This is a genomic window from Comamonas sp. GCA5, from assembly GCF_036541385.1.
Taxonomy (GTDB): Bacteria; Pseudomonadota; Gammaproteobacteria; order Burkholderiales; family Burkholderiaceae_C; genus Comamonas; species Comamonas aquatica.
Genome location: NZ_JAZHFR010000030.1, coordinates 17,426 through 42,839, shown reverse-complemented (window position 1 = coordinate 42,839; position 25,414 = coordinate 17,426). Strand labels below are relative to the sequence as shown.

Sequence of the window (25,414 nt, the reverse complement as noted above, 5' to 3'; positions counted from 1 at the left end):
CTGCTCGGGCGTGCCTGCCGGGCGCGCCGGAGCCTGGGGCCGGCCCAGCAGGCCCCAGGGGCGCCAGATCAGCACGGCGGCCATGACCAGGAATTCCACCACCAGCGTCAGCTTGGAGAACGACACCGTCACCCCCAGCACCTCCTGCACGCCCAACCAGATGCACACGGCCTTGATCTGCGCAATCAGCAGCGCGGCGATGAAGGCGCCGGGGATGCTGCCCATGCCGCCTACCACCACCACCACGAAGGCGGCGCCGATGGTGGTCATGTCCATCTCCAGGCTGGCCGGCTCGCGCGGCAGCTGCAGCGCACCGGCCAGGCCCGCCAGCAGCGTGCCCAGGGCGAACACCGCCGTGAACAGCCTGGCCTGGTTCACGCCCAGCGCGCCGACCATCTCGCGGTCCTGCGTGGCTGCGCGCACCAGGATGCCGAAGCGCGTGCGCGTCAGCAGCAGGGTCAGGCCCAGCAGCACCAGCGGGCCAACGGCGATCAGCAGCAGGTCATAGGTGGGAAAGCTGCGGCCCAGGATGTCGACCGCACCCTCGAAGCCCGCAGCGCGCGGGCCGAACAGCTCCTCCGGCCCCCACAGCCACAGGGCCGCGTCCTTGATGACCAGCACCAGTGCAAAAGTGGCCAGCAGCTGGAACAGCTCGGGCGCCTGGTAGATGCGGCGCAGCAGCAGCATTTCGGTCAGCGCGCCCAGCACGCCGCAGACCAGCGGCGCCAGCAGCAGCGCCGGCCAGAAGCCCAGGCTCGGCGCCAGGGTCTCGACGCTGGTGAACGCCAGGTAGGCGCCCAGCATGAAGAACGAGCCGTGCGCGAAATTGATGGTGCGCGTGACCCCGAAGATCAACGACAGCCCCACGGACACCAGGAACAGCGACGACGCGCTGGCCAGCCCGTTGAGCAATTGGGCCAGCAGGCCAGATGCGCTCATGCGGCAATGCTCCTCAAACTCAGGATTGCAGTGTGGCAGGTGTGAAAAAGCCACCCGGGCACCCAGGCCCGGGTGGCTGTTCGCCCCGGTGGCTTATTGTGCGCTGGCGGGGCGCAGCTTTTTGACCTCGGCGTCCGAGGGCTGGTAGTCCTTGCCATCGGCATAGTAGAAGTCCACCATCACGCCGCGCTGCAGCTCCTTGCTGTAGGTGGTCTTGCCCACGTAGGCGCCCATGGTGGACTGGTGGTCCTGCGGACGGTAGGTGATGGGGCCCCAGGGCGTGTCCACATGCAGGCCCTGGAAGGCGCGGATCAGGGCCTCGGTGTCGGTGCTGCCAGCCTTGCGGATGCCCGCGGCCAGCGACTGGATGGCGTTATAGCCGACGATGGTGCCCAGGCGCGGATAGTCCTTGTACGCGGTCTGGTAGGCCTTCAGGAAGGCATCGTGCGCCGGGGTCTTGATGGCGTACCAAGGGTAGCCGGTGACGATCCAGCCCTCGGGCGCTTCCTGGCGCAGCGCGTCCAGGTACTCGGGCTCGCCCGACAGCAGGCCCACCACCTGGCGGCCCTTGAACAGGCCACGGGTGTTGCCTTCGCGCACAAACTTGCCCAGGTCCACCGAGAACAGCACGTTGAAGATGGCATCGGGCTTGGCATCGGCCAGCGCCTGCACCACCGCGCCGGCGTCGATCTTGCCCAGCGGGGGCGCCTGCTCGGCGACGAACTCGATGTCCGGCTGGGCCTGCTGCATCAGCTGCTTGAAGGTCGCCACGGCCGACTGGCCGTACTCGTAGTTGGGGTAGACGATGGCCCAGCGCTTCTTGTTCAGCTTCTTGGCCTCCTGCACCAGCATCGCCGTCTGCATGTAGGTCGAGCCGCGCAGGCGGTAGGTGTAGCGGTTGCCATTGGCCCACACCACCTTGTCGGTCAGGGTCTCGGAGGCCAGGAAAAGCGCTTCTTCTGCCCGGCGTAGTCGGTCAGCGCCATGCCCACGTGCGACAGGAAAGAGCCGGTCAGCACATCGATCTTTTCACGCGTGTACAGCTCTTCGGCGGCGCGCACGGCGTCGCCGGGGTTGCCGTTGTCATCGCGCACCACCAGCTCCACCTTCTTGCCCAGCAGCCCGCCCGCGGCGTTGATCTCCTGCACCGCCAGGTCCATGCCCTTCTTGTAGGGCTCGAGGAAGGCCGGCATGGCCTTGTAGCTGTTGACCTCCCCAATCTTGAGCACCCCCTGCGCCCAGGCAGGAACAGCGGCCAAGGCCATCAAGGGCAACGCCCAGCGCTTTTGCATATGTCGTCCTCCACGGCGCCACCCGGTGCAGCTCTGCGCGTCTGCTGACGGATGCCGCCAATTAATACTCAAATTGAGTATTTATGACTAAAAAAAAGTGCCACCACGGCGTGCACGGGCACTTATGCTAATTCCGAGCATTAATCCTTGTCAAGCCAGACAGGCAGGTGCTTATTACTAATCCATATCAAATCTAGGACGGCAACCGCACCCGTGGGACCGCATTTCTCGGACAATAGCGGTCTACCTTATAAGAAGCCGGCCCGCTATACCCGCTGTGCATATGCGCAGCACCCAAGGTTCGCCACCTGGCTGCTAACGCTCGGGCAGGCTGTGCCCATTTTTGCTTTACCCGTCTTTTGTCATCATGAGTGCTTTCCTCGAAGAACGCGTCCTGTCCGTGCACCACTGGACCGACCGCCTGTTTTCCTTCACCACCACCCGCGACACGTCGCTGCGCTTTTCCAACGGCCACTTCACCATGATCGGCCTGAAGGTCGACGGCAAGAACCTGTTGCGCGCCTACTCCATCGCCAGCCCCAACTACGAGGAGCACCTGGAGTTTCTGTCGATCAAGGTCGAGGACGGCCCCCTGACCTCGCGCCTGCAGCACATCCAGGTCGGTGACACCATCATCGTCGGCAAGAAGCCCACAGGCACGCTGCTGATCGACTACCTGCTGCCCGGCAAGAACCTGTACCTGATCGGCACCGGCACCGGCCTGGCCCCGTGGCTGGCCGTGGCGCGCGACCCTGAGACCTACGAGAAGTTCGACAACGTGGTCGTGGTGCACGGCGTGCGCGAGGTCAAGGAACTGGCCTACCAGGAGATGTTCGAACAACTGCCCGAGCATGAATTCCTGGGCGAGATCGTCAAGGGCAAGCTGCACTACTACCCCACCGTGACGCGCGAGCCTTTCCGCAACCAAGGCCGCATCACCGACCTGATCAACAACAACGTGTTCCCCCAGTGCCTGGGCCTGCCCGCGCTGAACCCCGAGACCGACCGCGTCATGCTCTGCGGCAGCCCCGCCATGCTGGCCGATCTGAAGCACATGATGGAAGTGCGCGGCTTCAAGGAAGGCAACACCACCACGCCCGGCGACTTCGTGATCGAACGCGCCTTCGTCGAGAAGTAATCCCACTCTCTCTGCCCAAGGCCCGCCCCGGTTCGCCGCGGCGGGCCTTTTTGTTGGCGAAAGCCCTGTGGCGCCGCGCGCCGGGGGTTTCCATAATCCAGGGCATGCCTGCCCTTCGCGACCCGGCCCTGCCCGCCGCCCCCGACCGCAACTACATCACCGCCCTGGCACGCGGCCTGGAGGTGCTGTCGTGCTTTCGTTCCGGCAAGAAACTGCTGGGCAACCAGGACATCGCGCGCCGCTGCGGGCTGCCCAAGTCCACGGTCTCGCGCCTGACGCACACGCTGACCGCGCTGGGCTACCTGATCCACGTGCCCGAAGAAGGCAAGTACCGCCTGGGCACGGCCACGCTGGCCCTGGGCAGCGCCATGCTGTCGGGGCTGGATGTGCGCAAGATCGCACGGCCGCTGATGCAAAAGCTGTGCGACCTGACACAGGCCGAGGTGGCCCTGGCCGCACGCGACCGGCACAGCATGGTCTACATCGAACACTGCCCCAGCCCGCTGCCCATGGACTCGGACCTGGACATCGGCACGCGCCTGCCGCTGGGCACCACGGCCGTGGGCCGCGCCTGGCTGGCGGCTTGTCCGGTCAAGGAACGCCTGCAGGCGCTGGATTACCTGCAGGCCCATGCGCCGGAGCAGTGGGCCGCCGTCCAGCCCCTGGCGGCGCAGTGGCCGCAGCACCAGGAGCGCCCCCACCCCTGGCTGACCACCTCCTTCGGCGACTGGCTGCCGCACGTCAACGCCATCGCCCTGGCCTTCTCGCCGGGCCGTGGCCTGCCGCTGATGGCCATCAGCTGCGGCGGCCCGGCGCGGCTGATTTCCGCCGACCTGCTGATGTCCCGCGCCCGGCCCGAGCTGGAGCGCATGGTGCGCCGCCTGCAGCAGGCCATCTACCAGGCCTAGCGCCGCGCCGGCGGCAGTTACCGAGACGACAGCGCCGCCGCGCCGCCTCTCCTAGGATGTTTGCTGGAGCGTTCCGCGCTGCGGGCCCTCCAGTCCACACCAACAAGCAAGGAGACACGGCATGAGCGTCCGACAACTGTTCAACCTGGCCGGCAAGACCGCGCTGATCACCGGGGGCTCGCGCGGCCTGGGCCTGCAGATGGCCGAAGCCCTGGGCGAGATGGGGGCCCGCCTGGCCATCACGGCGCGCAAGGCCGACGAGCTGGCCGCCGCCAAGGCCCACCTCGAAGGCCTGGGCATCCAGGTCGCCACCTTCACCAACGACCTGCAGCAGTTCGACGCCATTCCCGCGCTGGTCGATGCCGTGCTGGACGAGCTGGGGAGCATCGACATCCTGGTGAACAACGCCGGCGCCACCTGGGGCGCCAAGGCCGAGGACTACCCCGACGCAGCCTGGCACAAAGTCATGAACCTCAACGTCTCCGCGCCCTTCTTCCTGACGCGCGAGGTGGCCAAGCGGGTGATGATTCCCAAGGGCCAGGGCAACGTCATCATCACCGCCTCGGTCGCGGCCTTCAAGGGCACGCCACCGGGCATGCACACCGTGGCCTACAACACCTCCAAGGCCGCCGCCGTGCACCTGGCGCGCACCCTGGCGTCCGAGTGGGGGCCGTACGGCATCCGCGTGAACGCCATCTGCCCGGGCTTTTTCCCCAGCAAGCTGGCCAGCGGTTTGATCGACAAATTGGGCGACCAGCTCATCGCCCGCGCGCCGCTGCGCCGCATTGGCGGTGAAGAAGATCTGAAAGGCGCAGCCGTCTACCTGGCCTCGGACGCCTCGCGCCACATGACCGGCCAGGCCCTGGTGCTGGACGGCGGCGCCAGCCTGATCTGATTGAAAAAAGGAGCGGTTAGCGCTGACCATTCAAAGATTTCAGACACAAAACACCTTGAAATCATGATTGGGCGCGCGCAAACTGCTCTTTTTACTGATGATTCCATGGTCATGATGGCCCAACAAAAAGCGCACCTCGGTGCGCTTTTTGTGGGGGGTGTGACCGACCCGTCGGTTTATTTCTTGTCGGTACTGATCACGGTGATCTTGCCGTCCTGCACCGCGCCGCCGCGCTCGCGGGTCAGGGTGCCGCCCTTGTCGTCCACGCCCAACACGCCACCGGGGTTCACCTGGGGCGACAGCCCCTTGTAGCCCGCATCCAGCTTGGCGTGGATGGCCTTGGCATCGGTGGCCGATCCGGCCAGCTGCATGGCCTTGGCCGTGGCGTGCACGGCGGTGTAGTTCCACAGGGCCTCGGAGCCGGGCACGCGGCCCGCGAACTTCTGGCCGAAGCGCGCGATGAAGGCCTGGTTGTCGGGCGAGGGGTCGGCCGACACGGGCAGCACGCCGATGGCGCCTTCCAGCACCTCCAGGCCACCGACGACGCGCGCCATCTCATCCAGCTTGGCCTGGTCCATGACCAGGAAGCCGCCCTTGAAACCCAGCTCGCGCGCCTGCTTGACGACCAGGGCCGTGGGCTCGGAGGCCCCGCCGACGAACAGCACATCGGGCTTGGCCGCCAGCGCCTTGCTGACGCCGCTGTAGAAGTCGGTGGCGCGGTTGTAGCTCATGGGGTTCTCGGCCACCACGCTACCGCCCAGCTTTTCCCAGCCGGGCTTGAAGGCCGCGGCCCAGGCCTTGGCGTAGTCGTGGTCGGCCCCCACCATGGCCACCTTCTTGCCGTAGCGCTGCATCAGGTAGCTGGAGAAGGGCTCGATGTAGGTGGTGAACTCCGGCGGGATGCGCAGCGTCAGCTTGTTGCCGCGGTTGGTGATCTGCGGCACCGAGCTGTAGGCCAGCACGATGAAGTTGCTGCGCTCGTTGGTGGTCTGCACCGCGAAGATGCCGCCGGAATGCGGCACCAGGATGGCCGCCGTCTTGTGCTGCTGCACCAGGCGCTGGGCGTTGATGGCGGTCTCCGACGGGTTGTACTTGTCGTCCAGCGGCACGATCTCGAACTTCACCTTCTTGCCGCCCACCTCCAGGTTGGCGGCATTGAGTTCGTCGGCCGCCAGCAGCATGCCGTCCAGCGCATTCTTGCCGTACTGCGCGGCGCCGCCCGACAGCGGCCCCGAGTAACCGATCTTGACCACGTCCTGCGCCATCGCCGGCGCAGCCCAGGTGGCCGCACAGGCCAGGGCCAGCCCGGTCAGCTGGCGGCGATTGAGTCGAGAAAATGCACGCATGGTTGTCTCCTTGTGTGTGGTGTGTCTTGCGTTGCGGAACCAGAACTGCGCACCTCGGCGCAGTGAAAATCGCTCACCTTCGCGGGGGACATCGGGCCAGGGCCGCCCCGCAGCGCTGGTGTCGCCCCCCTTGGGCGGGCCCCGCCAGAGCGGGGGAAGGCGCACAGCGCCTCAGGGGGTGTCATGCCCCGATGTACGCCTTGCGGATCGAGTCATCGGCCAGCAGCGCCGCGGGCGCGCCTTCGCGCACGATGCGGCCGTTTTCCAGCACGTAGGCGCGGTGGGCGATCTTCAGCGCCGCAAACGCGTTCTGCTCGGCCAGCAGCACCGTGGTGCCGGCCGCATTGATGCGCTGGATGACCTCGAACATCTGCTTGATCACCAGGGGCGCCAGGCCCAGCGAGGGTTCGTCCAGCAGCAGCACCCGGGGGCGGCCCATCATGGCGCGGCCGATGGCCACCATCTGCTGCTGCCCGCCCGACAGCGAGCCGGCCGGGTCGTGCTGCTTGTCGCGCAGGATGGGGAACAGGGCGAACACCTCCTCCAGCGTCTGGCGACTGGGACCCGGGTCGCGGCGGTGCACGTAGGCGCCCAGCTCCAGGTTCTTGCGCACGCTCATCTGTGGGAACAGCTTGCGCCCCTCGGGGCACTGCACCACGCCGGACTGCACGATGGCCGAGGGCTTGCGGCCCACCAGCTCCTGGCCGTTCCAGGTGATGGAGCCGCCAGCAGCCTTGTGGATGCCGCTGGCCGTCAGGAACAGCGAGCTCTTGCCGGCGCCGTTGGCGCCCAGCAGCACCACCAGCTCGCCCTGGTCGGCATGCAGGCTGACCTGGTCCAGCGCCAGGAAGCTGCCGTATTTCAGCGAGACGTTCTCAAACTTCAGCATGCTCGCTCCCCAGGTAGGCGTCGATCACCGCCGGGTTGCGGCGGATCTCGTCGGGCGTGCCTTCGGCGATCTTCTCGCCATAGCTCAGCACCAGGATTTTGTCGGCCAGGCTCATGATCATGCCCATCTTGTGTTCGATCAACGCCACCGTCATGCCGTGGCGCACGAACTTGCGGATCAGCTGGGCCAGGCCCTCGGTCTCCTCCGGGTTCACGCCGCCGGCCGGCTCGTCCAGCAGCAGCAATTGCGGGTCGGTGGCCAGCGCCAGCGCAAAGGCCACGCGCTTGCGCTCCTCCTGCGTGATGTCGCCCGCCAGGCGGTGGGCGATGTGCGACAGGCCAACAAAGTCCAGCGCATCGCGCGCCTTCTCGCGGCACACGCGCTCCTCCTCGCGCAGGCGGCTGGAGCCGCGCAGCACATCCCACAGGCCGGAGCGCGTGCGCAGGCGGTGGCCAACGATCAGGTTGTCCAGCACCGAGGCCTTGTCGAACAGCGACGTGGCCTGGAAGGTGCGCGCCACCCCCAGCTGCGCCACCTGGTCCGGGCGCAGCGAGGTCACATCGCGCCCATTGAAGGTGATGGTGCCGCTGGTGGGCTTGTGCATGGAGCTGATCAGGTTGAAGAACGTGGTCTTGCCCGCACCGTTGGGGCCGATGATGGCGTTGATCTTGCCGGCCTCGATCACGGTGCTGACGTCGTTGACCGCCGCCAGCCCGCCGAAGCGCTTGGTCAGGTGTTCAATCTTGAGCATGGGGCCGGCCCTCCTTGGCCGCACGGCGCGCGCGCCACGCCAGAAAACTGCCCACGATGCCGTGGGGCAGGAAGATGACCAGCGCCACCAGGATGGGGCCGAAGACGATGAAGCGGTACTCCTGCAGGAACTGCAGCGACTGTGTCAGCCACGGCATGCCGATGGCGCCCAGCAACGGGCCCAGCACCGTGCCCAGGCCGCCGACGATCATGAAGATCATCATGTCGAAGGTGTGGTGCGTGCCGGCCAGATCCGGGCCGATGAAGCGCACGAAGCCCGCGTACAGCCCGCCTGCCATGCCGGCGTAGAACACGCTGAGCATGAAGGCCAGGGTCTTGTTGCGCATCAGGTTGATGCCCAGCGCCTCGGCCAGCTCGTCGCTGTTGCGGATGGCGATGAAGGTGCGCCCCAGCAGCGACTTGACGATGCGGCGCATGGCCCACACGGCCAGCACCAGAAAGCCCAACGTGAGGTAGTACAGCGCCAGCGGCGACTCGAAGCTGATGGCGCCGATCGGCTCGGGCGCGGGGATGCCCATGATGCCCACCGTGCCGTGCGTCAGGCCCTCCCACTTCTCGATGATGAGGAACATGATGTAGCCCACGCACAGGGTGAAGATGGCAAAGAAGTGCCCCTTCAGCCGCAGCGACAGCAGGCCCACGCCATAGCCCAGCACCACGTTCACCACCCCCGCCATGGGGAAGGCAGCCCAGAAGCTCCAGCCATGGTCCACGGTCAGGATGCCCACGGTGTAGGCCCCGACGGCCATGAAGCCGGCATGCGCCAGGTTGAGCTGGCCGGTGTAGCCCGTGATCAGGTTCAGCCCCAGCGTGGCGATGGCGAAGATGTAGGCCGTGCTCATCACCGTCAGGTGGTAGTCGTTGCCCGCCACCCAGGGGAAGGCCAGGCTGGCTGCCAGCAGCAACCCCCAGGCCAGTTTGCTATCGATAAAAGATTGCATCTCAGCGCCCCCTCTTTGCAAACAGGCCCTCGGGGCGCATCGACAGGATCACCACCAGCAGCACGAAGGCGATGATGTCCTTGTAGTCGGTCGAGATGTAGTAGGCGCCGAAGCTCTCGGCAAAGCCGATGATCAGCCCGCCCACGATGGCACCGGGAATGCTGCCCATGCCGCCCAGGATGATGATCACGAAGGCCTTGGTGATCACCAGATGGCCCATGGCCGGGTAGACCAGGTTGATGGGCGCGTACAGCGTGGCCGCCACGGCCGCCAGCACGCCGGAGATGGCAAAGGTCAGCATGGCCACGCGCTGGGCGTCGATGCCGACGATGGAGGCCCCGTCGCGGTTCTGCGCCATGGCGATGATGGTCGAACCCACCACCGTCCGCGTCAGGAACAGGTGCAGCGCCACCATCAGCGCAAAGGCTGCGGCAATGATCAGCAGGCGCTGGGCCGGCGCGGTCACGCCGCCCAGGTCGATGATGCTGGTGTAGGGCGTCTGCATGCGCTGGAAATCCGCGCCCCAGAGCGCCTGGGCCGCCGCCTCCAGGAACAGCAGCACGCCGATGGCGGCCACCATGGGGTGGATGCCCGAGGCATTGCGCAGCGGCGTGAAGACCAGCCGCTCGCTGACCACGGCCATCGCCGCTACCACGCCTGCGGCCACCAGCATCGCCAGCCAGTAGCCCAGGCCCCAGGCGTTCATCGCATGGAAGGCGACGAAGGCACCGACCATGTAGAACGCACCGTGCGCGAAATTGGGCACGTGCAAGATGCCGTAGACCAGGGTCAGCCCCAGCGCCACCAGCCCGTAGATACCGCCCAATGTCAGGCCATTGAGCACTTGCTGCAAAAGAACGTCCATCACGCCCTCCTGCCCTGGTGGCCGTCGCGCACGCCTGCGCCAACGGCCGTGGTGTTGTTCTGCATCCCTGTCTCCTTGATCGGTTGGCAGCGCTGGCCGGCACCCCGCTGTCAGTCCAGACTAGGGCCAGCTTTCGCAAATAAACAGTGGGAAATTCCGCTATGCAGAACAATTCCGGGCAAACCCCGAAGGTTTGAAGGCCCGCGCAGTAACCTAGTTGACGCGGCCTGCGGGGAAACCTTATGAGGGCAACCACGGTGACCTGTCAGGGATTGGCGAAGCGGGGACAATCGCACCATGAGCGATACATCCACCACCTTGCGCCACCACCTGCAGCAACTGGAAGCCGAACTGCGCGCGGCCGCCTTGTGGGGCGCGCAGCCGCCGTCGGAACAGGCCCTGGCATCGACCATGCCCTTCATGTACGACACCCTGCAGATCGAGGAATGGCTGCAGTGGGTGTTCGTGCCGCGCCTGCATGCGCTGCTGGACGCCAACGCCCCCCTGCCCGGCAACTGCAGCGTGCACCCGCTGGCCGAGCACGAATGGAACAACCGCTTTCCCCAGGGCCCCCACGCCACGGCCTTGCAGGTGCTGGCCCGGATCGATGCCACACTGACCGTGGCCGCCGCGGGCTAGGCCACACCCGGGCACCACCCCCAAAAGCAAAGCGCTGCCGAGGCAGCGCTTTTTGCAGGGTGCGATACGTATCGCTCAGGTCACCGGCGCCGGGTTGAACAGCACCAGCTGGTTGGCCAGCTTCCACTGTTCGGCCCAGGTCTTCTTGCGACCGCTGGCCACGTCCAGCATGAACTGGAACATCTCCCAGCCCACGTCGGCAATCGTCTTCTCGCCCGTGGCGATGGTGCCGGCATTGATGTCCATGAGGTCGTGCCAGCGGCGCGCCAGGTCGTGGCGCGTGGCCACCTTGATCACCGGCACCTCGGCCAGCCCATAGGGCGTGCCGCGGCCCGTGGTGAACACGTGCAGGTTCATGCCGGCCGCCAGCTGCAGCGTGCCGCAGATGAAGTCACTGGCCGGCGTGGCCGCATAGGTCAGGCCCTTGCGCTGCAGCTTCTCGCCGGGTGAGAGCACGCCCGTGATGGGGGCGCTGCCGCTCTTGACGATGGAGCCCATGGCCTTTTCCACGATGTTCGACAGGCCGCCCTTCTTGTTGCCGGGCGTGGTGTTGGCGCTGCGGTCCACGCGGCCTTTGTTCAGGTAATTGTCGTACCAGGCCATCTCGCGGATCATGGCCTCGGCCACCTCGGGCGAGGACGCGCGCGAGGTCAGCTGGTCGATGCCGTCGCGCACCTCGGTCACTTCCGAGAACATCACGGAAGCGCCCGCGCGCACCAGCAGGTCGGTGCAAAAGCCCACGGCAGGGTTGGCCGTGAAGCCGCTGAAGGCATCGCTGCCGCCGCACTGCACGCCGACCACCAGCTCGCTGGCCGGCACGGTCTCGCGGCGGCGCGCGTTGAGGCGGCGCAGGTGCTGCTCGGCCTGGCGCAGGATGGAGTCGACCATGGACATGAAGCCCACATGGGCCTCGTCCTGCAGGCAGACCACGTCGAGCGCCTGCTCGCGCTCGTCCACGATGGGAAAGCTGCCCGGGGGCAGCAGGCGCTCGGGCTGCAGCTTCTCGCAGCCCAGGCTGACCACCATGACCTCGCCGCCGAAGTTCGGGTTCAGGCTGAGGTTGCGCACGGTGCGGATGGGGATCACGGCATCGGGGGCGTCAATCGCCACACCGCAGCCGTAGGTGTGGGCCAGGGCCACCACGTCGTCCACGTTGGGGTACTTGGGCAGCAGCTCGGCCTTGATGCGCTGCACGGCAAAGTCGGTCACGCCGGCGACGCACTGCACGGTCTGGGTGATGGCCAGGATGTTGCGCGTGCCCACGGAGCCGTCGGCGTTGCGGTAGCCCTCGAAGGTGTAGCCCTCCAGCGGCTCCAGCACGGGCGGCTGCACGGTGGCGATCGGCAGGCCTTCCAGCGAGCGCGCCTCGGGCATCTGCAGCAGTTTTTCGTGCACCCAGCTGCCAGCGGCAATCGGCTGCAGCGCGTAGCCAATCGCCACGTTGTAGCGGCGGATCACCCCGCCAGCGGGGATGTCCACCAGGGCCACCTTGTGCGCCTGGGGCACGGCGTCACGCAGGGTCAGGCCGCTGGGCAGCACGGCACCGGCAGGCAGGCCGCCATCGTTGGCGATGATGGCCACGTTGTCGGCCGCGTGCATGGTGATGGCAAGGGGAAGGGGGGTGCTCATGACAATCTCGTCTCGGTTATCCGGGGCCCCGCACGCGGGACCCCGCGCACCGCAACCGCCGCCCGGAGGCGGCAGCACAGCGCGCACAGGGGTGGGCTCAGTCGGCCTTGATGCCAGCCGCCTTGATCACGGCCGCCCACTTGGTCACTTCGGCCTTCTGGAACTCGGCCAGCTCGGCGGGCGTCATGCGCGAAGGCTGCATGCCAAAGCTCTTGAGGCGGGCCTGCACCTCGGGCGTGGCCACGATCTTCATGATCTCATCGTGCAGGCGGTCGACGACGGCCTTGGGGGTGCCGGCCGGCGCAAACACGGCCTGCCAGGAACCCATGTCGAAGCCTTTTTCGCCGGATTCGGCGATCGTGGGCACATCGGGCAGCGACTCCAGGCGCTTGGAGCTGGTGACGGCAATCGGACGCAGCTTGCCGGCCTGAATGTGCGGGCCCACGACCAGGGCGGTGTCGAACATCATGTCCACCTGCCCGCCCATAACGTCCTGCACGGCAGGACCGCTGCCCTTGTAGGGCACGTGGGTGAACTTCACGCCAGTCTGGTAGGCCAGCAACTCCATCGCCATGTGGTTGGAGGTGCCGTTGCCCGGCGAGGCCGAGGTCAGGCCGCCAGCCGAAGCCTTGGACTTGCTGCCGGCCAGCACTTCAGCCAGGGTCTTGTAGGGGCTGGACGCCGGAACCACCAGCACCAGCGGGCCGGAACCCAGCATGGCGATGGGGGTGAAGGACTTGACGGGGTCGTAGTCCAGCTTGGAGTACAGGCTGACGTTGATGGCGTGCGAGCTGATGGTGCCACCCAGGATGGTGAAGCCATCGGCGGGCGCACGGGCCGCCAGGGCCGAGCCCACGCTGCCACCGGCGCCGCCCTTGTTCTCGATGATCACCGACGTGCCCAGCGCCTTGTTCAGCGGCTGGGAAATCACGCGCGCCAGGGTGTCGGTATTGCCCCCGGGTGGAAAGGGCACCAGGTAGGTGATGGGCTTGCTGGTGGGCCAGTTGCCCTGGGCCAGGGCGGGCGCGGCGAGCATGGATGCGCCCAGCAGCAGGGAGCTGGCGGCGAGGGTGTGCTGGATCAGGGTGCGACGTTGCATGGTGGTTGTCTCCTGTGGAACAAAAAGCGTCTTCTTGCGCTGTGGATGGGTGAATCAAAAACGGGGTTGGTGGCCGGTGAAGGATGGGTCGTACTTGCGCATCTGGCCCAAGTCGTCGCGGTTGCGGATGCCGCAGTGCAGGTAGTTGTCGTGCAGGCGCGCCAGGGCCGTGCGGTCCAGCGTCACGCCCAGGCCGGGGGTGGTGGGCACGCGCAGGCTGCCCTGCTCGAACTGCAGGCGGCCGCCTTCGACGACTTCCTCGTCCTGCCAGGGATAGTGGGTGTCGCAGGCATAGGTCAGTTGCGGCACGCTGGCACACAGGTGCGTCATGGCCACCAGACTCACGCCCAGGTGGGAATTGCTGTGCATGGACAGGCCCAGATCGAAGGTCTGGCACAGCGTGGACAGGCGCTGCGTGGCGCGCAGGCCGCCCCAGTAGTGGTGGTCGCTGAGGACGATCTTCACCGGGCAGCCCATGCCGGCATTGCGGCGGAATTCGGCAAAGTCGGTCACCACCATGTTGGTGGCCAGGGGCACATCGCATTCGCGCGCCACGGCGGCCATGCCGTCCAGGCCCGGGGCCGGGTCTTCGTAGTACTCCAGCACGCCGCGCAGCTGCTGCACGATCTGCAGGCTGGTTTCCACGGTCCAGTTGCCATTCGGGTCGATGCGCAGCGGCGTGCCGGGGAAGGCCTCGGCCAGGGCCAGGATGCCGGCGGCCTCCTGCTCGGGTGGCAGGGTGCCGGCCTTGAGCTTGATGCTCTGGAAGCCGTACTGGTCGATCATGCGCCGGGCCTGGGCCACGAGCTGCGCTGGCGTCATCGCCTCGCCCCAGGCGTCAGGGGCGTAGGGCTGGCCCACGTGCTCGGCGTATTTGTAGAACAGATAGGCTGAGTAGGGCACGCGGTCGCGCGCAGGGCCACCCAGCAGGTCGACGATGGGCGCCTGGGCCATCTGGCCCTGCAGGTCCAGCATCGCGACTTCGAAGGCGCTGACCACCTTGGCCACGGTCTTGGACACATGGGTGCCCGGGGCCAGCGAGACCTGCTGGCCGAGGAATTCCGAGGCCGTGAGCTTGGGCGGCGTGACCAGGGCCGCCACGCGGGCCTCCATGTCGTTCAGCGCCCAGGGCGACAGGCCGACCAGGGCCGGCGCGGCCTTGGCCAGCGCCTCCAGCATGGGCTGGTCGCCATAGCTTTCGTTGATGCCGACCAGGCCCGAGGCGGTTTCGATCTCGATGATGGAGCGCAGGGCCCAGGGCTCGTGGATACCGGCCGCGTTGAGCAGCGGGGGATCGCGGAAGGCAATGGGCGTGATGCGGATGTGGCGGATCGCGTGGGAAGTACTCATCGTGCAAGATCAGGGATGGATATCGGGCGCAGGCCTGTGTATCCAGCGTTCCGGGAACGCGGGCGCCGCCTGCCGCCCGGCACCCGCAAGCGAGCGGCCAGGGCAGCGACAGGGGGTGACCCGGGCTGGGTCACACAGGTTTCGAGGTACGTTGTCATACAACATAAAGCGATTATCATCATGCCCATGCGCAGCCTGACATCGGAATTACCCCAAGCCCCCGCCACTTCCGTGCCCCAGGGGGGTGCTGCCCTGCGCAGCAAAGCCGGGCGCGGCAGCCGCAACCTGGCCAGCCTGTTGTCGGAGGAGTTCGGCCACAAGATCCGCCAGGGCCTGCTGCGCGAGGGGGACAAGCTGCCCACCGAGTCCGAGCTGGTGCGCAATTACGACGTCAGCCGCACCGTGGTGCGCGAGGCGTTGTCCAAGCTGCAGGCCGCCGGCCTGGTCGAAACCCGCCACGGCATCGGCACCTTCGTGCTGCCGACGCGGCACAACCCGGGACCGGTGCTCAGCGCCCATGAACTCAGCGAATCGGTGGATGTGCTGGCCGTGCTGGAGCTGCGCATCAGCCTGGAGACCGAGGCCGCCGGCCTGGCGGCCCAGCGCCGCCAGCCCCAGGACCTGGAGGCCATGCGCGCCGCGCTGGAGGCCTTTGAATACCACTTCGCCCAGGGCAACGACACGGTGGCCTACGACCTGGCTTTCCACCTGAGCATCACGCAGGCCACGGGCAACCGCTATTTCCAGGACATCCTGGAGCACTTTGGCAACCTGCTGATCCCGCGCAACCGCATCACCTCCATCCACACCTCGCCCCGCGACCCCGACTACCTGCGCCGCGTGAACCGGGAGCACGAGGAAATCTATTCCGCCATCGAGCGCCAGGATCCGGAATCGGCCCGCGCGGCCATGCGCATCCACCTGACCAACTCGCGCGAACGCCTGCGCCTGGCCCAGCGCCTGAGCCAGTCCGCCCAGCCCAGCGCCGACGCCTGAACCCCGGTCGGGCCGCGCCCGCCGCGCACCACGGCGTGGGCAGCCAACGCGGCAAAACAAAAACCATAGCTATTGGCGCTTGATGCACCTGCGCCAACGGGCATTTTGACCCTCAAAGCGCCCACCACCCGCCAGCGCCAGGACCGCCCATCCCCGCGTTTCCCCTAGTACTCGACGGCTTGGAATTGCAAACCCCTAGTTGTATGATGACTGATCACAACAAGGAGACAAGCACCATGGTCCGTCGCTCTCGCGTCCTGCGCTCACTACTGGCCCTGGCGGCCACCAGCCTGCTGACCGGCCCGCTGCTGGCGGCCGATGCCTGGCCCAGCAAACCCATCCGCCTGGTCGTGCCCTACCCCCCAGGCGGCAGCTCCGACATCATTGCGCGCACCATCGGTCCCTTGCTGACGCAGCAGCTCAAGCAGCCCGTGATCATCGAGAACAAGCCCGGCGCCAACGGCAACCTGGGTGCCGATTTCGTGGCCAAGGCCCAGCCCGACGGCCACACCATTCTGCTGTGCGACCTGGGCGCGCTGGCCATCTCGCCCTCGCTGTACACCAAGCTGCCCTTCGACCTGGGCAAGGACCTGCGCGGCACGGCCATGCTGGCCTACTCGCCCCACCTGCTGGTGGTCCACCCCTCGGTGCCGGCCAACAACCTGCAGGAACTGGTGGCCCTGTCCAAGAAGCAGGACCTGAACTTCGCCGTGACCGCCACCGGCAGCGCCCCCCACCTGGCCGGCGTGGAGCTGGCCCGCGCCACCGGCGCCAAGTGGGAATACGTGCCCTACAAGGGTGGTGTGCAGTCCATCCAGGACACCGTCGCCGGCCAGACCCAGGTGCTGATGAACGGCATGCTGGCCACCTTCCCCCATGTGCAAAGCGGCAAGCTGAAGCTGCTGGGCCTGTCCAAGGGCGCCCGCATGCCCCTGGCCGCCGACGTGCCCACCATCGCCGAACAGGGCGTGCCCGGTTTCGAGACCGGCACCTGGCAGGGCGTGGTCGTACCGGCCAAGACCCCCGAAGCCGTGGTGCAACGCCTGCACGAAGCCCTGGTGACCGCCATCCGCAACCCGGAAGTGCGCGCACGCCTGACCGGCCAGGGCGCCGAGGTCGTGACCATGAACCCCGCCGAGACCGCCCGCTTCATCAGCACCGAACGCCAGCGCTGGCAGAAGGTGGTGCAAGAAGTCGGCCTCAAGCTCGACTGACCCCCGTTTTTCCTCTCTCCCGTCCACCCTTTTCTTCCGTGAACACCATGACCCCCCAAGACCTGAAACAAGTGATGAGCTCCGGCCTGCTGTCTTTCCCCGTGACGGACTTTGATGCCCAGGGCAACTTCAATGCCAAGGGCTATGCCGCACGCCTGGAATGGCTGGCCCCCTATGGCGCCAGCGCGCTGTTCGCCGCCGGCGGCACGGGCGAGTACTTCTCGCTGTACGGTGAGGAATACGGCCAGATCATCAAGACCGCGGTGGACACCTGCCGCGGCAAGGTGCCCATCATCGCCGGCGCCGGCGGCCCCACCCGCACCGCCATCGCCCACGCCCAGGAGGCCGAGCGCCTGGGCGCCCACGGCATCCTGCTGCTGCCCCACTACCTGACCGAAGCCGGCCAGGAAGGCCTGATCGCCCACGTGGAGCAGGTCTGCAAGAGCGTGAAGTTCGGCGTCATCGTCTACAACCGCGACCGCAGCCGCTTCACCCCCGAGTCGCTGGCCATCCTGGCCGACCGCTGCCCCAACCTGGTGGGCTTCAAGGACGGCATGGGCAACATCGAGACCATGTCCTCGATCTTCATGAAGATGGGCGACCGCTTCTCCTACCTGGGTGGCCTGCCCACGGCCGAGGTCTATGCCGCCGCCTACAAGGCCCTGGGCACGCCCGTGTACTCGTCCGCCGTCTTCAACTTCATCCCCAAGACGGCGATGCAGTTCTACGAAGCCGTGCGCACCGACGACCAGGCCACGCAGCACAAGCTGCTCAAGGAATTCTTCATGCCCTACCTGCAGATCCGCAACCGCGTGGAAGGCTATGGCGTCAGCATCATCAAGGCCGGCGCCAAGATCGTCGGCCACGATGCCGGCCCGGTGCGCGCCCCGCTGTCGGACCTCAAGCCCCACGAGGTGGAAGAGCTGAAGGCCCTGATCGACAAACTCGGCCCCCAATAAACCGATCCCCGGCAGGTGCCCGCACCTGCCGGCCCCAGGAGACACGCGCATGAAAAAATACTGATCGCAGTGGGCGCCCTGCTCGCACTCTCGGCCCAGGCCTCCGGCAGCTTTCCGGACAAGGCTGTCAACGTCATCGTGCCCTTCCCGGCCGGCGGCTCCACCGACATGGTGGCCCGTGCCGTGGCCCTGAGCATGGGAGAGCAGCTGGGCAAGCCTTTCGTGGTGGAAAACCGTCCTGGGGCCACCGGCACCATCGGCGCCGGCGCCGTCAAGCGCGCCCCGGCCGATGGCTACACCCTGCTCGTCGCCTCACTGGGCCCCTTCGTGGTGACGCCCCACCTGATCAAGAACGTCCCCTACGACGCCAGCAAGGATTTCGACTACATCACCATCCCCGTGCAGGCGCCCAACGTGCTTGTCGCCAGCACCTCGCAAAAGGCCCGCACCGTGGCCGAGGTGATCGCCACCCTCAAGGCCAACCCGGGCAAGATCAGCTTCGCCAGCTCGGGCAATGGCTCCTCCGACCACCTCTCGGCCGAGCTGTTCTGGCAACAGACCGGCACCGAGGCCATGCATGTGCCCTACAAGGGCGGCGCACCGGCCATCACCGACCTGCTGGGCGGCCAGGTGGACTTCTCGTTTCAGAACGTCAATGCCGTCCTGCCCCACCTGCGCAGCGGCAAGCTGCACGCGATTGCCGTGACCGGCACCCAGCGCTCGCCCGTGCTGCCCGATGTGCCCACGCTGGCCGAGGCCGGAGTCAAGGGCGCCGAGGTCTACTCCTGGCAAGGCATGGCCGCCCCCAAGGGCCTGCCCGCCGATGTGAAGGCCAAGCTGGCCAAGGCCGCGATTGCCGCCGTGCAGCAGCCCGACATCCGCAAACGTTTTCTGGAGCAGGGGCTGGAGATCGTGGGCAACACGCCCGAGGAATTCACGCGCTTCCAGGCCCAGGAAAACGAACGCTGGAAGCAGTTGATCCAGACCCGAAAAATCACGGCGGATTGACATGCCGCACCGCCTGCGTCGCTTTGCCCCTTCGCCCATTCTGGCTGCGCCGGATCCGGGCGGGGCGACCCGTGCGCGGTGCCCACTGCCTCTGGCCGCGTCCGTTTCCAACGGCCTGGGGGACCCCGCGCACGACGGGCCACTGAGATAGAAACGTGGGTTGGACCACAAGCCATCTCCGCAGGCCTGCCTCCCGGCAGGCCCTTTCCACCGGGGCTTCAGGCCCCAGCAAATTCCAAGGATTTCCCAGCATGGCGACCACCCGACCACGCGTTCTGCAATACGGCAAGATGCCACTGCCCCAGCTCGATGCCGAGCTGGCCCAGGCCTATGCGGTGACGCTGCTGTCCGAGCAGCCCGACCCCGACCGCTTCCTGGCCGAGCACGGTGCGCAGTTCGAATACCTGGTCACCACGGCCGCCCTGGGCCTGCCTGCGCGCGTGGTCGACGCCCTGCCCCAGCTCAAGTTCGTCAGCAGCTTCGGCGTGGGCTTTGACGCCCTGGACCAGGACGCCCTGCTGCGCCGCGGTGCCCGCGTGGGCTACACGCCCGGCGTGCTCGACGACTGCGTGGCCGACATGGCCTTTGCCCTGCTGCTGGACGCCACGCGCGGCCTGAGCGCGTCCGACCGCTTCGTGCGCCGCGGCGGCTGGAGCCAGGGCCGTTTCGGCATCCACACCCGCGCCAGCGGCAAGCGCCTGGGCATCTTCGGCATGGGCCGCATCGGCAGCACCGTGGCGCGCCGCGCCTCGGGCTTCGACATGGACGTGGCCTACCACAACCGCCGCCCCGTCGAAGGCTCGCCCCACCAGTACCTGCCCTCGCTGCTGGAGCTGGCACGCTGGGCCGACATCTTGGTCATCACCGCCGCCGGCGGTGACGGCACACGCCACCTGGTGAATGCCGAGGTGCTGGCCGCCCTGGGTCCGCAAGGCTTCCTGGTCAACGTGGCCCGCGGCAGCGTGGTCGACGAGGCCGCCCTGGCCGAGGCCCTGCAGCACCAGCGCATCGCCGGTGCCGGCCTGGACGTGTTCGAGGACGAGCCCCGCCCCCTGGCCGCCCTGCTGGCCCTGGACAACGTGGTGCTGGCCCCGCACATCGCCAGCGGCACGCATGAGACCCGCCGCGCCATGGCCGACCTGGTGCTGCGCAACCTGGCGCAATTCATCGCCACGGGCGAGCCCGAGGCCGAAGTGCCCTGGTCGGCCGCGCAGCAGACGGCCGCCGCCGCATAGCCCTTTCCTTTTCCGACACCGCCCCCAAAGACCGCCATGTCCAGCACCCCGACCATCACCGAAATCGAAGTCATCCCCGTCGCCGGCCGCGACGGCATGCTCATGAACCTCAGCGGCGCGCATGCGCCCTACTTCACCCGCAACATCGTGCTGGTGCACGACAGCGCGGGCCATACGGGGGTGGGCGAGGTACCCGGCGGCGAAGGCATTCGCCAGGCGCTGGAGGACAGCAAGCCGGTGCTGATCGGCCGTTCCATCGGCCAGCACCTGCAGCTGCTGCAAGAGGTGCAGAAATCCCTGGAAGGCCGCGACACCGGCGGCCGCGGCCTGCAGACCTTTGACCTGCGCATCGGCGTGCACGCCGTGACCGCCATCGAATCCGCCCTGCTGGACCTGGTGGGCCAGCACCTGGGCGTGCCCGTGGCCGCCCTGCTGGGCGAAGGCCAGCAGCGCGACCACGTGGAAATGCTGGGCTACCTGTTCTTCGTGGGCCCCAGCGACCAGACCGGCATGGACTACGTCAAGCCCGGCGAAGACACACTGGGCACGGACGACTGGCACCAGGTGCGCCACATGACGGCCATGACGCCCGAGGCCATCGTGCGCCAGGCCGAAGCCGCCTACGCGCGCTACGGTTTCAACGACTTCAAGCTCAAGGGCGGCGTGCTGGCCGGCGAGCAGGAGGTCGAGGCCGTCACCGCGCTGGCCCAGCGTTTCCCCGACGCCCGCGTCACCCTGGACCCCAACGGCGGCTGGCTGCTCAAGGACGCCATCCGCCTGATGCGCGACATGCGCGGCGTACTGGCCTATGCCGAAGACCCCTGCGGCGCCGAAGGTGGCTTCTCGGGCCGCGAAGTCATGGCCGAATTCCGCCGTGCCACCGGCCTGCCCACGGCCACCAACATGGTCGCCACCGACTGGCGCCAGATGGTGCACGCCCTATCGCTGCAGTCCGTGGACATCCCCCTGGCCGACCCGCATTTCTGGACCATGGCCGGCTCCGTGCGCGTGGGCCAGACCTGCCGCGACTGGGGCCTGACCTGGGGCTCGCACTCCAACAACCACTTCGACATCTCGCTGGCCATGTTCACCCACGTGGCCGCCGCCGTGCCCGGCAAGGTCACGGCCATCGACACGCACTGGATCTGGCAGGACGGCCAGTACCTCACGCAGCAACCCTTGCAGATCAAGGGCGGCTTCGTGGAAGTGCCCCAGACCCCCGGCCTGGGCGTGACCGTGGACCGCGCCGCGCTGCAGCGCGCCAATGCCCTGTACCTGGAACACGGCCTGGGCGCGCGCGACGACGCCATTGCCATGCAGCACCTGATCCCCGGCTGGAAGTTCGACAACAAGCGCCCCTGCATGGTGCGCTGAACCCCGCCGCGCCTGGTTCCCCCTCGACACACACAGGAGACACGCCATGCCATCCACCCTCAACCGCCGACGCCTGCTGCAGGGCGTGGGAGCCTCGGCACTGGGTGCCATCGGCGCCAGCGTCGGTGCGCAGTCCTTCGGCTTTGTGCCGAACCAGCGCTACCCGGACCCGGCCGTCTACATCCTGGACCCCAGCTTTGCCAAGTACCGCATCTACAGCAGCACCGTGGAGCAGCTGGGCAGCGGCATGCGCTGGGCCGAAGGGCCGGCCTACTTCCCGGACACGGGCACGCTGATCCTGTCGGACATCCCCAACAACCGCCTGATGAAGTACGAGGAAAAGACCGGCCGCTTCTCGGTGCACAAGGAGGGCGTGAACTATGCCAATGGCAACGCCTGCGACCGCCAGGGCCGACTGATCAGCTGCGAGCACTCGGTCACGCGCCGCGTGGTGCGCACCGAGAAGAACGGCCAGATCACGGTGCTGGCCGACCGCTTCGAGGACAAGCGCCTGAATGCACCCAACGACGTGGTCGTGAAGTCGGACGACAGCATCTGGTTCACCGACCCGCTGTTCGGCATCAATGGCGAGTGGGAAGGATCGCGCGCCACACCCGAGCAAGCCACCACGAATGTCTACCGCATCGGCCGGGACGGCCAGATCACCGCCGTCATCACCGACATCGTCAACCCCAACGGCCTGGCGTTCTCGCCCGATGAGAAGAAGCTCTACGTCGTCGAATGGAAGGGCACGCCCCACCGCAGTGTCTGGAGCTTCGATGTCGCGGCCGATGGCCACACCCTGTCCAACAAGACCAAGCTGATCGACGCGGCCGGCCCCGGTGCCCTGGATGGCTTTCGCGTGGACCGCGACGGCAACCTGTGGTGCGGCTGGGGCTTCTCGGGCGCCTTCGCCCCCGAGGCCACCGACATCGGCGGCGGCATGCAGGCCCACCTGCCCCTGGGCAAATCCGAAGAGATGGACGGTGTCAAGGTGTTCAACGCGCAGGGCAAGCCCATCGGCTTCATCCGCCTGCCCGAACGCTGCGCCAACCTAGCCTTCGGCGGCCCCAAGCGCAACCGGCTTTACATGGCCAGCAGCCACTCCCTCTACGCGCTCTATGTGGAAACACATGGCCCCGTGTGACACACAGTCCCTCTTTCATCCCCCAGTACCCCCATGACCCAGTACCACAACCTCATCAACGGCCAATGGACCCCCGGCCTGTCCTACGCCCCCAACACCAACCCCAGCGACCTGTCCGATGTGATCGGTGAGTACGCCCAGGGCGGTGCCTCGGACGTGAACACCGCCGTGGCCGCCGCCGCTGCCGCCTTCCCGGCCTGGTCCACCTCGGGCATCCAGGCGCGTTCCGATGCCCTGGACAAGATCGGCACCGAGATCCTGGCCCGCAAGGCCGAACTCGGTGAGCTGCTGGCCCGCGAGGAAGGCAAGACCCTGCCCGAAGCGATTGGCGAAGTCGGCCGCGCTGGCCAGATCTTCAAGTTCTTTGCCGGCGAATGCCTGCGCCTGTCGGGCGAGACCGTGCCGTCGGTGCGCCCCGGCATTGGCGTGGAGATCACGCGCGAGCCCATCGGCGTGGTCGGCCTGATCACGCCCTGGAACTTCCCCATCGCCATCCCGGCCTGGAAGATCGCCCCGGCCCTGGCCTTCGGCAACTGTGTGGTGCTCAAACCCGCCGATCTGGTGCCAGGCAGCGCCTGGGCCCTGGCCGACATCATCCACCGCTCGGGCATCCCGGCCGGGGTGTTCAACTTGGTCATGGGCCCAGGCCGTGTGATCGGGGAAGCCCTGGTCAACCACCCCGATGTGGCGGCCATCAGCTTCACGGGTTCGGTGGGCGTGGGCCGCGGCATTGCCGAGGCCTGTGTCAAGCATGGCAAGAAGGTGCAGCTGGAGATGGGCGGCAAGAACCCGCAGATCGTGCTGGACGATGCCGACCTGAACCAGGCGGTGGAGCTGTCGGCGCAAAGCGGCTTCTACTCCACCGGTCAGCGCTGCACGGCCTCGAGCCGCCTCATCGTGACCGACCAGATCTACCCGGCCTTCATCGAGGCCCTGCAGGCGCGCATGGCCCAGATCAAGGTGGGCGATGCGCGTGCCGCCGGCACCGACATGGGCCCGGTGGTCAGCCAGGCCCAGCTGGAGCAGGACCTGAGCTATGTGGAGATCGCCAAGGCCGAAGGTGCGGTACTCGCCGCCGGTGGCGCCCGCGTGGCCTGCCACACGGGCAGCGGCAAGGACGGCTTCTACATGGCGCCCACGCTGTTCGTGGACACCGAAGCCGGCATGCGCATCAACCGCGAAGAGGTGTTTGGCCCCGTGGTCAGCGTGATCCGCGTGAAGGACTACGAGCAGGCGCTGGCCATGGCCAACGACACGCCGTTTGGTCTGTCGGCTGGCATTGCCACCACCAGCCTGAAGTACGCTACGCACTTCAAGCGCCACAGCCAGGCCGGTATGGTGATGGTCAACCTGCCCACGGCGGGCGTGGACTACCACGTGCCGTTCGGCGGTCGCAAGGGCAGCAGCTACGGGCCCCGTGAGCAGGGCCGCTATGCCCAGGAGTTCTACACCACGGTGAAGACGGCCTATACGCTGGCGTAATCCGGGTTCCACTTTCTTCTCTGGATACCGGGCCTTCGGCCCGGTTTTTTACGCCCGGGCTGCGGGCACAACCCCAAAAACCGGCTGCAGCCCAGGCGCCACAAGCGCCAGGCGCTCTGTTTTTAGAAAAACAGCTGCCGCAGCACGAGGCCCCTGCACCGCCAAGTGCACCCGGCCTCAGGGCGGCGCTGCAGCCCGGAGGTCCAGCGCCTTGGCCACGCTGGCGGCCAGCAGCAGGATGGCGGACGTCACGTAAATCCACATCAGCACCACCACCAGCGACCCCGCCGCGCCATAGGCCGAGACCACGGCCGCCGTGGACAGGTACCAGGCCAGGGCCTGCTTGCTCAGCGTGAACAGCGCGGCCCCGACCACGGCGCCGCAGACCAGGTGGCGCAAGGCCGGCCGGATTCCGGTGCCCAGGCGCATCAGCCCCACAAACAGCACCGTGACCACGGCAAAGGACACGGCTTCGTTGAGCACGCTGATGAGCAGCCCCGGCGGTGCCATGTCCAGCCAGGCGCCGGCCAGTTGGGTGAACAGCTTCAGCGCGGTGGACAGCAGCATGGTCACCAGCAGCAAGAAGCCCAGCACCAGCACATAGGCCAGCCCGCGCAGGCGCAGCGTGGCCAGCTTCCACCAGACTTTGCGCGGTGGCGGGGCATCGCTGCGCCCATGGCGCCACAGCTTGTCCAGGGCGTTCTGCAGTTCCACAAACACCCCGGTGGCGCCCGACAGCAGCAGCACAAAGGCCACCAGCGATGCCAGCCGCCCCTCGGCGGGCCGCTGCGCGCTGGCCATGGCCGCCTGCACCACGCTGGCGCCGCGTTCGCCCATCACCCCGTGCACCTGCTCCAGCAAGGTGCTTTCGACCACGCTGCGGTCCATCCACCAGCCCAGCAGGCCAACCACCAGCAAGACCAGCGGCGACAGGCTGAGCAGGCCATAGAAGGTCATGGCCGCGCTCATGCGCAGGCCGTCGGCCTCCAGCCACAGCCGCACGGCGTCGATCAACGGGGTGAAGGGGCGCGCCAGTCGTGCCGCGCCAGCTGTCCAGCGAGAAAGTGCAAGGGCCATGCCGACGATTGTGACCGCCACCGTGGTCGGCCCCGTGTCAGCCCATGCCGTCGCCGCGCCCACCAGGCTGGCCTGCGCCGGTTTTTTGGGGCGCCCGGCGTGGGCCAAAGCACGGCTGGCACCCTCTGCGCCACCCGCGTTTTCCCTGATCAACTACGCTGGCATTGGGCTGGGGCTTGTGTTTCACTGCGGGTTGCCACCTAAGGTGCAACCCGAAAAAG

General features: G+C 67.3%; 22 protein-coding genes and 1 pseudogene. 12 read left to right on the top strand and 11 right to left on the bottom strand.

Annotation, left to right across the window (positions count from 1 at the left end):
* Both SJH88_RS09475 and SJH88_RS09470 read right to left on the bottom strand, forming a co-directional pair.
* Nucleotides 1-939, bottom strand: a 939-nt coding sequence (locus SJH88_RS09475) for a branched-chain amino acid ABC transporter permease (RefSeq protein WP_274754318.1), incomplete at its 3' end; no start/stop codon positions are given.
* Nucleotides 940-1,032: 93 nt separating this feature from the next.
* A pseudogene (locus tag SJH88_RS09470) lies at nt 1,033-2,231 on the bottom strand (ABC transporter substrate-binding protein).
* 367 nt (nt 2,232-2,598) lie between these two features.
* Here SJH88_RS09470 and SJH88_RS09465 point away from each other — a divergent pair.
* The 3 genes from SJH88_RS09465 to SJH88_RS09455 all read left to right on the top strand — a co-directional run bounded on the left by SJH88_RS09465 (nt 2,599) and on the right by SJH88_RS09455 (nt 5,172).
* On the top strand, nt 2,599-3,369 hold the full coding sequence (locus tag SJH88_RS09465; RefSeq protein WP_043385586.1) for a ferredoxin--NADP reductase: 771 nt from the start codon (nt 2,599-2,601) through the stop codon (nt 3,367-3,369).
* A 104-nt stretch (nt 3,370-3,473) separates the two neighbouring features.
* Nucleotides 3,474-4,277, top strand: coding sequence for an IclR family transcriptional regulator (locus tag SJH88_RS09460; RefSeq protein WP_274754317.1), 804 nt, complete (start codon nt 3,474-3,476; stop codon nt 4,275-4,277).
* A gap of 121 nt (nt 4,278-4,398) precedes the next feature.
* Nucleotides 4,399-5,172 carry an SDR family oxidoreductase gene (locus SJH88_RS09455; protein ID WP_274754316.1) on the top strand — a complete coding sequence of 258 codons (774 nt, stop codon included), beginning with the start codon at nt 4,399-4,401 and terminating at the stop codon, nt 5,170-5,172.
* Nucleotides 5,173-5,348: 176 nt separating this feature from the next.
* On the opposite strand, the gene SJH88_RS09450 is transcribed toward SJH88_RS09455, so the two are convergent.
* From SJH88_RS09450 to SJH88_RS09430, 5 genes are all read right to left on the bottom strand, one after another.
* The gene (locus tag SJH88_RS09450; RefSeq protein WP_274754315.1) at nt 5,349-6,518 is read right to left on the bottom strand and encodes an ABC transporter substrate-binding protein; all 1,170 of its coding nucleotides are present in this window, start codon (nt 6,516-6,518) and stop codon (nt 5,349-5,351) included.
* A gap of 181 nt (nt 6,519-6,699) precedes the next feature.
* The gene (locus SJH88_RS09445; RefSeq protein ID WP_183303411.1) at nt 6,700-7,407 is read right to left on the bottom strand and encodes an ABC transporter ATP-binding protein; all 708 of its coding nucleotides are present in this window, start codon (nt 7,405-7,407) and stop codon (nt 6,700-6,702) included.
* Nucleotides 7,394-8,158, bottom strand: a complete 765-nt coding sequence (locus tag SJH88_RS09440; protein ID WP_043385576.1) for an ABC transporter ATP-binding protein — start codon at nt 8,156-8,158, stop codon at nt 7,394-7,396. Before SJH88_RS09440 ends, SJH88_RS09445 begins: the two co-directional genes overlap by 14 nt.
* On the bottom strand, nt 8,145-9,119 hold the full coding sequence (locus tag SJH88_RS09435; RefSeq protein WP_042411938.1) for a branched-chain amino acid ABC transporter permease: 975 nt from the start codon (nt 9,117-9,119) through the stop codon (nt 8,145-8,147). The genes SJH88_RS09440 and SJH88_RS09435 overlap by 14 nt, the downstream gene beginning before the upstream one ends.
* A gap of 1 nt (nt 9,120) precedes the next feature.
* The gene (locus SJH88_RS09430; protein ID WP_042411940.1) at nt 9,121-9,984 is read right to left on the bottom strand and encodes a branched-chain amino acid ABC transporter permease; all 864 of its coding nucleotides are present in this window, start codon (nt 9,982-9,984) and stop codon (nt 9,121-9,123) included.
* 297 nt (nt 9,985-10,281) lie between these two features.
* On the opposite strand from SJH88_RS09430, the gene SJH88_RS09425 reads away from it, so the two are divergent.
* Nucleotides 10,282-10,623: a YqcC family protein gene (locus SJH88_RS09425; protein ID WP_154164030.1), complete on the top strand. Its 342-nt coding sequence runs from the start codon at nt 10,282-10,284 to the stop codon at nt 10,621-10,623.
* Between the two features lie 75 nt (nt 10,624-10,698).
* On the opposite strand, the gene garD is transcribed toward SJH88_RS09425, so the two are convergent.
* The 3 genes from garD to SJH88_RS09410 all read right to left on the bottom strand — a co-directional run bounded on the left by garD (nt 10,699) and on the right by SJH88_RS09410 (nt 14,701).
* On the bottom strand, nt 10,699-12,252 hold the full coding sequence (garD, locus tag SJH88_RS09420) for a galactarate dehydratase (protein WP_274754314.1): 1,554 nt from the start codon (nt 12,250-12,252) through the stop codon (nt 10,699-10,701).
* A 97-nt stretch (nt 12,253-12,349) separates the two neighbouring features.
* Complete coding sequence (locus tag SJH88_RS09415) at nt 12,350-13,351, bottom strand: Bug family tripartite tricarboxylate transporter substrate binding protein (RefSeq protein WP_045265707.1); 1,002 nt, start codon at nt 13,349-13,351, stop codon at nt 12,350-12,352.
* 54 nt (nt 13,352-13,405) lie between these two features.
* Nucleotides 13,406-14,701, bottom strand: coding sequence for a glucarate dehydratase family protein (locus tag SJH88_RS09410; protein WP_274754313.1), 1,296 nt, complete (start codon nt 14,699-14,701; stop codon nt 13,406-13,408).
* A 186-nt stretch (nt 14,702-14,887) separates the two neighbouring features.
* Here SJH88_RS09410 and SJH88_RS09405 point away from each other — a divergent pair, with 186 nt between their 5' ends.
* The 8 genes from SJH88_RS09405 (at nt 14,888) to SJH88_RS09370 (ending at nt 24,116) form a co-directional block, all read left to right on the top strand.
* Nucleotides 14,888-15,697 (top strand): FadR/GntR family transcriptional regulator, encoded by an 810-nt coding sequence (locus SJH88_RS09405; protein ID WP_274754312.1) that lies wholly within the window; start codon nt 14,888-14,890, stop codon nt 15,695-15,697.
* Nucleotides 15,698-15,933: 236 nt separating this feature from the next.
* Nucleotides 15,934-16,911, top strand: a complete 978-nt coding sequence (locus SJH88_RS09400; RefSeq protein ID WP_274754311.1) for a Bug family tripartite tricarboxylate transporter substrate binding protein — start codon at nt 15,934-15,936, stop codon at nt 16,909-16,911.
* A gap of 47 nt (nt 16,912-16,958) precedes the next feature.
* Complete coding sequence (kdgD, locus tag SJH88_RS09395; RefSeq protein ID WP_045267600.1) at nt 16,959-17,870, top strand: 5-dehydro-4-deoxyglucarate dehydratase; 912 nt, start codon at nt 16,959-16,961, stop codon at nt 17,868-17,870.
* A gap of 60 nt (nt 17,871-17,930) precedes the next feature.
* A complete protein-coding gene (locus SJH88_RS09390) occupies nt 17,931-18,878 on the top strand; it encodes a Bug family tripartite tricarboxylate transporter substrate binding protein (RefSeq protein ID WP_274754319.1) in 948 nt (315 codons plus the stop codon).
* A 251-nt stretch (nt 18,879-19,129) separates the two neighbouring features.
* Complete coding sequence (locus SJH88_RS09385; RefSeq protein WP_274754310.1) at nt 19,130-20,113, top strand: 2-hydroxyacid dehydrogenase; 984 nt, start codon at nt 19,130-19,132, stop codon at nt 20,111-20,113.
* 36 nt (nt 20,114-20,149) lie between these two features.
* Complete coding sequence (locus SJH88_RS09380) at nt 20,150-21,487, top strand: enolase C-terminal domain-like protein (protein ID WP_274754309.1); 1,338 nt, start codon at nt 20,150-20,152, stop codon at nt 21,485-21,487.
* A 46-nt stretch (nt 21,488-21,533) separates the two neighbouring features.
* Nucleotides 21,534-22,634 carry an SMP-30/gluconolactonase/LRE family protein gene (locus tag SJH88_RS09375; RefSeq protein ID WP_274754308.1) on the top strand — a complete coding sequence of 367 codons (1,101 nt, stop codon included), beginning with the start codon at nt 21,534-21,536 and terminating at the stop codon, nt 22,632-22,634.
* A 33-nt stretch (nt 22,635-22,667) separates the two neighbouring features.
* Nucleotides 22,668-24,116 (top strand): aldehyde dehydrogenase family protein, encoded by a 1,449-nt coding sequence (locus tag SJH88_RS09370; protein ID WP_274754307.1) that lies wholly within the window; start codon nt 22,668-22,670, stop codon nt 24,114-24,116.
* 177 nt (nt 24,117-24,293) lie between these two features.
* Here SJH88_RS09370 and SJH88_RS09365 read toward each other — a convergent pair whose 3' ends face one another.
* On the bottom strand, nt 24,294-25,193 hold the full coding sequence (locus tag SJH88_RS09365; protein ID WP_154164020.1) for a YihY/virulence factor BrkB family protein: 900 nt from the start codon (nt 25,191-25,193) through the stop codon (nt 24,294-24,296).
* Between the last annotated feature and the right edge of the window lie 221 nt (nt 25,194-25,414).

Coding starts and splice junctions, on each gene's coding strand:
- SJH88_RS09465 (WP_043385586.1), top strand. CDS start 2,599: ATGAGTGCTTTCCTCGAAGAACGCGTCCTGTCCGTGCACCACTGGACC.
- SJH88_RS09460 (WP_274754317.1), top strand. CDS start 3,474: ATGCCTGCCCTTCGCGACCCGGCCCTGCCCGCCGCCCCCGACCGCAAC.
- SJH88_RS09455 (WP_274754316.1), top strand. CDS start 4,399: ATGAGCGTCCGACAACTGTTCAACCTGGCCGGCAAGACCGCGCTGATC.
- SJH88_RS09450 (WP_274754315.1), bottom strand. CDS start 6,518: ATGCGTGCATTTTCTCGACTCAATCGCCGCCAGCTGACCGGGCTGGCC.
- SJH88_RS09445 (WP_183303411.1), bottom strand. CDS start 7,407: ATGCTGAAGTTTGAGAACGTCTCGCTGAAATACGGCAGCTTCCTGGCG.
- SJH88_RS09440 (WP_043385576.1), bottom strand. CDS start 8,158: ATGCTCAAGATTGAACACCTGACCAAGCGCTTCGGCGGGCTGGCGGCG.
- SJH88_RS09435 (WP_042411938.1), bottom strand. CDS start 9,119: ATGCAATCTTTTATCGATAGCAAACTGGCCTGGGGGTTGCTGCTGGCA.
- SJH88_RS09430 (WP_042411940.1), bottom strand. CDS start 9,984: ATGGACGTTCTTTTGCAGCAAGTGCTCAATGGCCTGACATTGGGCGGT.
- SJH88_RS09425 (WP_154164030.1), top strand. CDS start 10,282: ATGAGCGATACATCCACCACCTTGCGCCACCACCTGCAGCAACTGGAA.
- garD (WP_274754314.1), bottom strand. CDS start 12,252: ATGAGCACCCCCCTTCCCCTTGCCATCACCATGCACGCGGCCGACAAC.
- SJH88_RS09415 (WP_045265707.1), bottom strand. CDS start 13,351: ATGCAACGTCGCACCCTGATCCAGCACACCCTCGCCGCCAGCTCCCTG.
- SJH88_RS09410 (WP_274754313.1), bottom strand. CDS start 14,701: ATGAGTACTTCCCACGCGATCCGCCACATCCGCATCACGCCCATTGCC.
- SJH88_RS09405 (WP_274754312.1), top strand. CDS start 14,888: ATGCGCAGCCTGACATCGGAATTACCCCAAGCCCCCGCCACTTCCGTG.
- SJH88_RS09400 (WP_274754311.1), top strand. CDS start 15,934: ATGGTCCGTCGCTCTCGCGTCCTGCGCTCACTACTGGCCCTGGCGGCC.
- kdgD (WP_045267600.1), top strand. CDS start 16,959: ATGACCCCCCAAGACCTGAAACAAGTGATGAGCTCCGGCCTGCTGTCT.
- SJH88_RS09385 (WP_274754310.1), top strand. CDS start 19,130: ATGGCGACCACCCGACCACGCGTTCTGCAATACGGCAAGATGCCACTG.
- SJH88_RS09380 (WP_274754309.1), top strand. CDS start 20,150: ATGTCCAGCACCCCGACCATCACCGAAATCGAAGTCATCCCCGTCGCC.
- SJH88_RS09375 (WP_274754308.1), top strand. CDS start 21,534: ATGCCATCCACCCTCAACCGCCGACGCCTGCTGCAGGGCGTGGGAGCC.
- SJH88_RS09370 (WP_274754307.1), top strand. CDS start 22,668: ATGACCCAGTACCACAACCTCATCAACGGCCAATGGACCCCCGGCCTG.
- SJH88_RS09365 (WP_154164020.1), bottom strand. CDS start 25,193: ATGGCCCTTGCACTTTCTCGCTGGACAGCTGGCGCGGCACGACTGGCG.